Here is a 7,885-nt window from a genome sequence, read left to right on the forward strand (position 1 = left end):
ATGAGACGTCTCGACATTCTGCTCATCGGGCAGAGCCAGGCCCTGACCGACCTGGCGCTGGAGCTCGAACAACACGGTCATTCACTGATGCAGCTTGAAGCAGTTGGTCAGCCTGCGGCGGGACCGTTCGATTTGCTGATCGACGACACAAGCCTGCCGTTTGAGGACTTCGGCGCGACATCTCGACTGACGCTGCAACTGGGCATCGGCGAGCCGCAGACTTCAGGTCTTGTGACGTTGGACTTGCTATGCCTGCACAGTTCGACGCTGCTCACGCGCGTGCCGATTGCCGACGAACCTTCGGGCAACGGCCAGGCATTGCGTGTGCGGGCGGTAGCGGAACTGGTAGATCATGTAGCGCTGCTGGTCAGTCGTTTCTCGCGGGACGCCGACTATTTTCTACTGGCCGAGCCAGCGACCCCGGTGCATTTCGAGCGGCTAGAAAGCCTGCGGTTTCTGGAACACCTGGCCTACATCCATCGGCTCAACTCCACTGCTGATCCTCGGTTGCTGCAACTTTCGAAAGTGCCGATGATCGAGCGGCTTGAGCAGCGCTTCATGCAGTCCGCCGACAGACCGGCGCTGAACCTTGCCGGTACGTCCCTCAGCTATCGCCAACTGCATGCCCACAGCCGCGCCATCCAGCAGCGTTTGCAGCCAATGCTCGAACAACTCGACGGGCCGTGGGTGATCGGCATTTGCCTGCCGAAATGCAGCGCGTTGTATGCGGGGATTCTGGCGATTCTCGGCAGCGGCGCGGTGTATCTGCCGCTGGAGCCGAGCCATCCGCTGCAACGTCAGCACTACATTCTGTCGAATGCCGGTGCCGTGTTGCTGCTGCACGACGGGGAGCATCCTCTTGCATCCGAGATGCTCAGCCTGGACATCAGCGCGATCGCCATCGACAGCGTGGATCTCGACCAACCATTGATGCGCCAGCGCCCGGACCTCGATGCGCCGTGCATGGCGCTCTACACCTCCGGCACCACCGGCCATCCCAAAGGTGTGTTGCTCAGCCAGGCCAACCTCGCGCACTTCACCGCGTGGTACGCCGACTATGTGCAACTGACGGAGCAGAGCCGGGCGCTGCAGTTTTCGTCGTTGAGTTTCGACTCGTCGCTGATCGATATTTTCCCGACCCTGTTGCAGGGCGCCGAGCTGATCGTGCCCAGCGATGATCAACGCCGTGATCCGCTGCAACTGGTGGAACTGATCCGCCACCAACGCTTGAGCCACGCGTTTCTGCCACCAGCCTTGTTGAGCATTCTGCCGCTGGAGCAGTTGCAGGTGCTGGATCATGTGATGACCGGTGGTGATGTGTGCGAGCCCTATGTCATCGAGCAGCTCACCCGCCAGGGCAACCTCTACAACCTCTATGGCCCGACCGAAGCGACGGTGCTGATCACCGCGCGACAACTGCGCGCCGGCGACAGCAATCGCACCCTCGGCGCGCCTATTGCCAACAGTCAGGTGCTGATTCTCGAGGAGGATTTTCAGCCGGTGGGCGAACAGACCGTCGGCGAGTTGTACATCGTCGGGCCCGGTGTCTGCCTGGGCTATCTGAACAATCCGCAACAGACCGCCGAGCGCTATTTGAACGTGAGCCTGCCGAGCGGTGAGCACCTGCGGGCCTACCGCACTGGCGACATGGCGAAGTGGACCGACGCTGGCATCGAGTTGTGCGGCCGCCGGGACAATCAGGTAAAGATTCGTGGCTTTCGGGTCGAGCCGGAGGAGATCGAACGTTGCCTGCGCGACAGTCAGCTGTACCGCCAGGTGGCCGTGGTCATCGACAACCAACGGCGGATTCTGGCGTTCCTCGCCCAGCCTCAAGAAGCGCTACCCGGCGCGGCGCGTGAAGCGCTGAAGGCGCACGCCACCCAGTTTCTGCCGGACTACATGCAGCCCACCGCCTGGACCGAACTGGCGAGCATGCCGTTTGCCAGCAACGGCAAGGTCGACCGTAAGGCCCTGCTGGAGCTGCCCGTCAGCATCGCCGAAAACACCGAGCGACGCTTGCCGGCCAGTGCCGATGAAGCGCTGCTGCTGGAGATCTGGGCCGAGCTGCTGGAGCTGCCGGCCAGCGACATTTCCACCGACGAAAGTTTCTTCAATTTGGGCGGCCACTCGATCCTGCTGTCGCGCATGCTGTTGCGCCTGCGTGAAGAGTTCGGTCGCAGCATCTCGATCAACCGCTTCATCGAACTGCCGACCATCGCGAAACTGGCGACACTGGTGCGCGGCTCCGGCACAGAGGAAGTGCTGAGCGAACAGGCCATGGCGGATGCCTTCCGCGAACTGGATATCGAGCCGCTGCCCGTCAGTCGCATGGGTGATGTACACAAGGTGATCGTCACCGGCGCCAACAGTTTTGTCGGTGTGCATATTGTTGAAGCGTTGTTGGCGTGGGGCGCCAGCGAAGTGGCGTGTCTGGTGCGCGATGGCAGCGGACAATCGGCGGCGGAACGCTTCGCCCACGCGTTGCGGGAAAACCGCCTGGAGCATCTGGATTTGAGCCGGGTGCGGGTTTACTCGGCGGACATCACACAGCCCTCGCTGGGGCTTGCGGTGGATGTTTATGAGCGCCTGGATCGCGAGTACGGCGCGCTGGTGCACAACGCCGCCAACGTCAATCACGTGCTGGATTACGAGTCGCTGGCGCGGGACAACGTCGAGCCAATCTTCGAGTGCCTGCGCCTGTGCGAAGGACGCAGTAAAAAAATCTTCAATTTCGTCTCGACGCTGTCGGCTTCGAGCACGATTTCCGCTGATGGCCGGGTGCTCGAACTGCCCGCCGCGCAGACTCCGCCGATCTACATCAAGAATGGCTACAACCTGTCCAAGTGGGTCGGCGAACGGATCCTGGAAAGGGCTCGGGAGCGCGGGGTGCGGGTCAATCTGTACCGGCCCGGCAACATCAGCTTCAACAGCTTGAGCGGCGTCTGCCAGCCGCACAAAAACCGCTTGATGCTGATGCTCAAAGGCTCGATCCAGCTCGGCCAGGTGCCGGAGTTCGCGTTGAATTTCGACCTGATGCCGGTGGACTTTCTCGCCCGTTTCATCGCCTTCCACGCCAGCCGATATTCAGCGGAAAAAGCGGTATTCAACCTGCACAACCCCGAGCCGCTGAGTTGGGACGATTACGTCGCGTCCTTTCGTGAGGCGGGTCGGGAATTCTCCATGGTCAGCGTCTCCGACTGGCAGCAGCAATTGGGCCGGGTCGACAGCGACAACGCGCTGTTCGGCGTGCTCGGTTTTTACCTCAACGGCTTCGAAGAAGACATCGGCGACATCTCGATGATCGGCCATGACAACGCACAGGCCGGCGTACGGCAGATGGGCGCGCACTACCCGGAAAAATCCCCGGCGCTGCTGCGTCGCGGCTGCGACTACCTCAAAGAAATCAACTTCATCTGAATCACTCAAACGGAGCAAAACCATGAAAAACCTGCAACCCGATACCCTGATCAAAAACCCACAAGGCTGCCTCGTCGTGTCTTCGGTGGACGTGCCGGCGCAGGCCGAAAAAGTCTGGGCGGTGGTCGGCAACTTTGCCGGCTTCGATCAATTCATCCCGGCGTTGTCGCACATCGAGACGACCGGCGAAGGCGTGTCATCACTGCGCAAGAAATTCTTCAAGGACGGCAACCTGGTGGTCGAGCAACTCAATTCGCGGGATGACCAGGCGCGGAGCATGACCTGGACCACGATCTACAACACCTTGGGCGTGGCCAATTTGTGGGCGGCGATGACGGTTGAGGTGCTGGGTGAAGGCAAGTCCCGAGCAACATGGACCATCATCGCCGAGCCGGCTCAGGGTGGCGCCGAGGCACTGCCGGGGTTCAAGGATTTTGTGCAGGGGTTTGCCGATGATGCGATGAATAATGTGTTGAAGTTGTTTGCGTAGGACACACTTTTTTCGGTGATGCGCCAGTCCTCTTCGCGGGCAAGCCTCGCTCCTACAAGGTATCGAGTAACCTGTAGGAGCGAAGCTTGCTCGCGAAGAACGATAACGCGGTGATCTGACCTGAATCAGATCTTGAAGCTATCAACCAACTGCTTTAACCGATTCGCCTGCAACGACAATGCATCGCAATCCTTCAACGTTTCATTGAGGTTGGCCACGCTCTGCTGATTCAGCAGATTGATCTGGTTAACGTCGACGTTGAGGGTTTCCACCACCGCCGTCTGCTCCTCGGTCGCTGCCGCCACCGACTGGTTCATCCCATCGATTTCGCCAATGCGCTTCGTCACGCTGACCAGACGCAGACCCGCCTGGTTCGCCACTTCAACGCTCTCTTCGCTGGAGACCTGACTGGCGTTCATGGTGGTCACCGCTTCACGTGAGCCGACCTGCAGCGAAGTGATCATCTTGTGAATCTCCTCGGCCGACTCCTGCGTGCGATGCGCAAGGTTGCGTACCTCGTCCGCCACCACCGCAAAACCACGACCGGCTTCACCGGCGCGTGCCGCTTCAATGGCGGCGTTGAGCGCCAACAAGTTGGTCTGCTGGGAGATGCCTTTGATCACATCGAGAATGTGCCCGATGTTGTCGGTGCTCGCGTTCAGGGTTTCGATCTGCGTGCACGACAGGCTGATTTTCTGCGACAGCTCGGTCATGGCCAGAATGGTTTTTTCCACCACCTGACGACCGTCATCGGCCTGCTCGCTCGCGCCGCTTGCATGCTGCGAAGCGTCGGCGGCGTTGCGGGCGATTTCCTGGGTGGCGGCGCCCAACTGGTTAATCGCCGCCGCCACGCTGTTGGTGCGCGCACTTTGTTCGTCGGAACCGACGATCGACGCGTTGGACGAGGCCATCACCCGTTGCGACAGGTCATGGACCTGCCGGGTTGCCGAGGACACTTCGGAAATCGACGCGTGAATTCGCTCCACGAACTGGTTGAAGGAGCCGCCAAGTTCGCCGAATTCATCTTTGCTTTCCACGGACAGTCGACGGGTCAGGTCGCCTTCGCCCTGAGCGATGTCCTGCATCGCACGACCCATGGTGGTCAGCGGACGCATCAGCACGTTGATCAGCAGGGTCAGCAGCACCGCAATGACGGTGACAGCGATAAACATCGCGATCAACGCCGAGGTGCGGAATTGGCTCAATGGTGCGTAGGCCTTGTCCTTATCGATCGACAGACCGATGTACCACGCAGCATTCGGCAAACCGTTGACCGGGGTGAACGAGAGGATGCGTTCCTGGTTGTTCAGGGTGACTTGCTGATTGCCCTTCTCGATGCGCAGGCCGGCGTTGGGGTAGATGTCCTTCAGGTTCTTCATGACCTGGTCTTTGTCCGGGCTGACGATCACCTGGCCGTCGGCACTGACCAGAAACGCATGGCCAATGCCGCCGAAGTCCACCGAGTTGATGATCTTCACCAGGGTTTCCAGGCTCAGGTCGCCGCCGACCACGCCAAGCAACTCGCCATTCTTTTTCACCGGCATGGCGATGGTCACGACCAACCCACCGACGGCCGCCATGTAAGGCGGGGTCAGCATGGTTTTGTCAGCGACAACCGCTTGCTTGTACCAGGGACGCTGACGCGGATCGTAGCCATCCGGCATCTTCGCGTCTGGGCGCTGAGTGAACACGCCATTAGTCTGGCCGACGTACGTGAACTGGAAGTTGGAGGTGAAGGCCGGCTGATCAACCAGCCCCGGCAGATCGGCATTGGCGCCTTGATGAGCGACGTTTTGCGCGAGGTTTTCCAGCACCAGCACGCGGCCGCTCATCCAGTTCTGCACGCTGCTGGCGGTCAGGTCGCCGGCTTGTTGAACGGAGGATTCGAGGTTTTGCCGAATGGTATTTCGCTGCAGATAGTCGTTGTACAAAGTGAACAACGCAAAAGCCAGCACCACGACGCCGGAGGCGGCCAACAGGATTTTATGGCTGAACTTGAGATTCATTTCATAGGGCTTCTATGCAGAAAGTGGGGATGCGTTCCGGGTTGCAACATTCCATGTACAGCTCAAGCGGCTCTAAGGCCGCTCTACTTTGGTGCACGCATGTCTCACCAGTCTGTCGGCACAGGCGGGATAAATCTTAGGGGCATGTACGAAATGACCGGTATTTCCGTCAGATACCCGCCGAACGGCATGCTAGAGCGCTTGAGTAGCATTGGTGTGATGACGGTTGTTCGAGCGGCAGTTGCAAATTCCCCGTCCCTTGACAACAATGCGAGTAATTATCATTTGTGACGTTCGGGCTAATGCAGCCGAAGGGCTCACTCTCAACGTTCGGTGGAGCGCTATGTCGCTGATTCGCTCTATCACTGCTACCTGCTGCGGTACCCAACATGATGCCTGTGGATAATTCGGCACTGGGTCGGCGTGGCGAACCTCATCAACAGGTGGTCAAACAAGCCATCCACTGGCTGCTGCGCTTGCGAAACAACGCGAGCAATTCCAGGCTGCGCCAGCAATGCGATGTCTGGCGGGCAGAACATCAGGAGCACGAACTGGCCTGGCAACGGGCGCAGTCGCTGCACGCCGAACTCAGCAACAATCTGCATGCGGTACCCGGTGCCCACGTCGCCTTCAACACGCTGGAAAACAGTGCTCAAGGACTGGGTAGACGCCAAGCCTTGAAACTGTTGTCGGGTGCGTTGTTGATGGGATCGGCAGCATGGCTGGGCAGGGATCTGACGGGTTGGCAACAGTGGACCGCGGATTTCGCCACCGCTACGGGCGAGCGCCGTGGTTTCCAGCTGCCGGATGGCACGCGACTGGAACTGAACACCGCCAGCTCAGTGGATCTGGACTACACCACGCACCAGCGCCTGATCAAACTGACCCGTGGCGAAATCATCGTGACGTGCGGCGGGGCCGATGAAGGATCTTCACTGGATCGACCGCTACGCGTGCACAGTCACCACGGTGTGTATGAGGGCGTCGCCGCACGTTTCATCCTTCGCCAGGAAGCGGACTGCACGCGGCTCAGCGTGACCAGCGGCATGGTCGCGATCCATTCACCACTGCCTGCTGATGGCATGCCGATTCAGGTGCAGGCCGGTCAGAGCTATGTGATTGATCATCAGCGAGCACGTTTGGCACCACCGCAGGCCATGGATGTCGGCGCCTGGGTCGACGGTCTGATCGTCACCCGCAACATGCGTCTTGGCGATTTCCTGCAGGAGGTCGGGCGCTACCGCCTTGGTTATCTGACGTGCGCAACAGATATCGCCGACTTGCGGCTGTCCGGTGTCTTCCGGTTGGAGGACACCGACAAGCTGCTGGCCATCCTTCCGCAGACCTTGCCCGTGCAACTGCGCTACCGCACCCGATGGTGGGTGACGTTGGAGCGGCAGTCAGCAGCCAGCGCTACAACGTTGCCGCCGGAGCTTTGAGCGATGTGCTCAATCAGTTTGCTCGCCAGGCGGGCATCTGACCGAAAACCGCCACGGTTAGCTACCAGTTCTAAATACTCGGCATACAAAAAAGCCAGCCCTTGATTTTCAAGGGGCTGGCTTTTTTGTTTTTCCTAGGCAGGCAATCGAGATATTAGCGAGCCCGAAACGACAAAACCCCTGTCTGCGTTAGCAGACAGGGGTTTCGGAATTCAATCTTGACGATGACCTACTCTCACATGGGGAAACCCCACACTACCATCGGCGATGCATCGTTTCACTGCTGAGTTCGGGATGGGATCAGGTGGTTCCAATGCTCTATGGTCGTCAAGAAATTCTGTGACCAGCCCGTTACGTTGTAACGTGCCAGCAAAATTGGTGACTTCTACTAAAACAAAACCCCAACTGCTTTCGCAATTGGGGTTTCGGAATTTAATCTTGACGATGACCTACTCTCACATGGGGAAACCCCACACTACCATCGGCGATGCATCGTTTCACTGCTGAGTTCGGGATGGGATCAGGTGGTTCCA

Annotated in this window: 4 protein-coding genes, 2 rRNA genes and 1 pseudogene; 4 read left to right on the forward strand and 3 right to left on the reverse strand. The window is 59.3% G+C overall.

Annotated features, from left to right (window positions below; all coding sequences use genetic code 11):
• Window positions 1–3,417 carry a non-ribosomal peptide synthetase gene (locus tag KGB25_RS23665; protein WP_223436940.1) on the forward strand — a complete coding sequence of 1,139 codons (3,417 nt, stop codon included), beginning with the start codon at window positions 1–3 and terminating at the stop codon, window positions 3,415–3,417.
• A 22-nt stretch (window positions 3,418–3,439) separates the two neighbouring features.
• Window positions 3,440–3,907: an SRPBCC family protein gene (locus KGB25_RS23670; protein WP_008039596.1), complete on the forward strand. Its 468-nt coding sequence runs from the start codon at window positions 3,440–3,442 to the stop codon at window positions 3,905–3,907.
• Between the two features lie 125 nt (window positions 3,908–4,032).
• On the opposite strand, the gene KGB25_RS23675 is transcribed toward KGB25_RS23670, so the two are convergent.
• Window positions 4,033–5,913, reverse strand: a complete 1,881-nt coding sequence (locus KGB25_RS23675) for a methyl-accepting chemotaxis protein (RefSeq protein ID WP_008024479.1) — start codon at window positions 5,911–5,913, stop codon at window positions 4,033–4,035.
• A gap of 309 nt (window positions 5,914–6,222) precedes the next feature.
• On the opposite strand from KGB25_RS23675, the pseudogene KGB25_RS30675 reads away from it, so the two are divergent.
• A pseudogene (locus KGB25_RS30675) lies at window positions 6,223–6,306 on the forward strand (RNA polymerase subunit sigma); the annotation flags it as partial.
• Window positions 6,306–7,352, forward strand: a complete 1,047-nt coding sequence (locus KGB25_RS23680) for a FecR domain-containing protein (RefSeq protein ID WP_223436942.1) — start codon at window positions 6,306–6,308, stop codon at window positions 7,350–7,352. The pseudogene KGB25_RS30675 and the gene KGB25_RS23680, both read left to right, overlap by 1 nt.
• A 216-nt stretch (window positions 7,353–7,568) precedes the next feature.
• On the opposite strand, the gene rrf (KGB25_RS23685) is transcribed toward KGB25_RS23680, so the two are convergent.
• Both rrf (KGB25_RS23685) and rrf (KGB25_RS23690) read right to left on the reverse strand, forming a co-directional pair.
• Window positions 7,569–7,684: ribosomal RNA gene (rrf, locus tag KGB25_RS23685) — 5S ribosomal RNA — on the reverse strand.
• A gap of 104 nt (window positions 7,685–7,788) precedes the next feature.
• Window positions 7,789–7,885 (reverse strand): 5S ribosomal RNA (rrf, locus tag KGB25_RS23690); the annotation flags it as partial.

Origin of the sequence: Pseudomonas sp. BF-RE-21, from assembly GCF_019947305.1 — a bacterium.
Taxonomy (GTDB): domain Bacteria; phylum Pseudomonadota; class Gammaproteobacteria; order Pseudomonadales; family Pseudomonadaceae; genus Aquipseudomonas; species Aquipseudomonas migulae.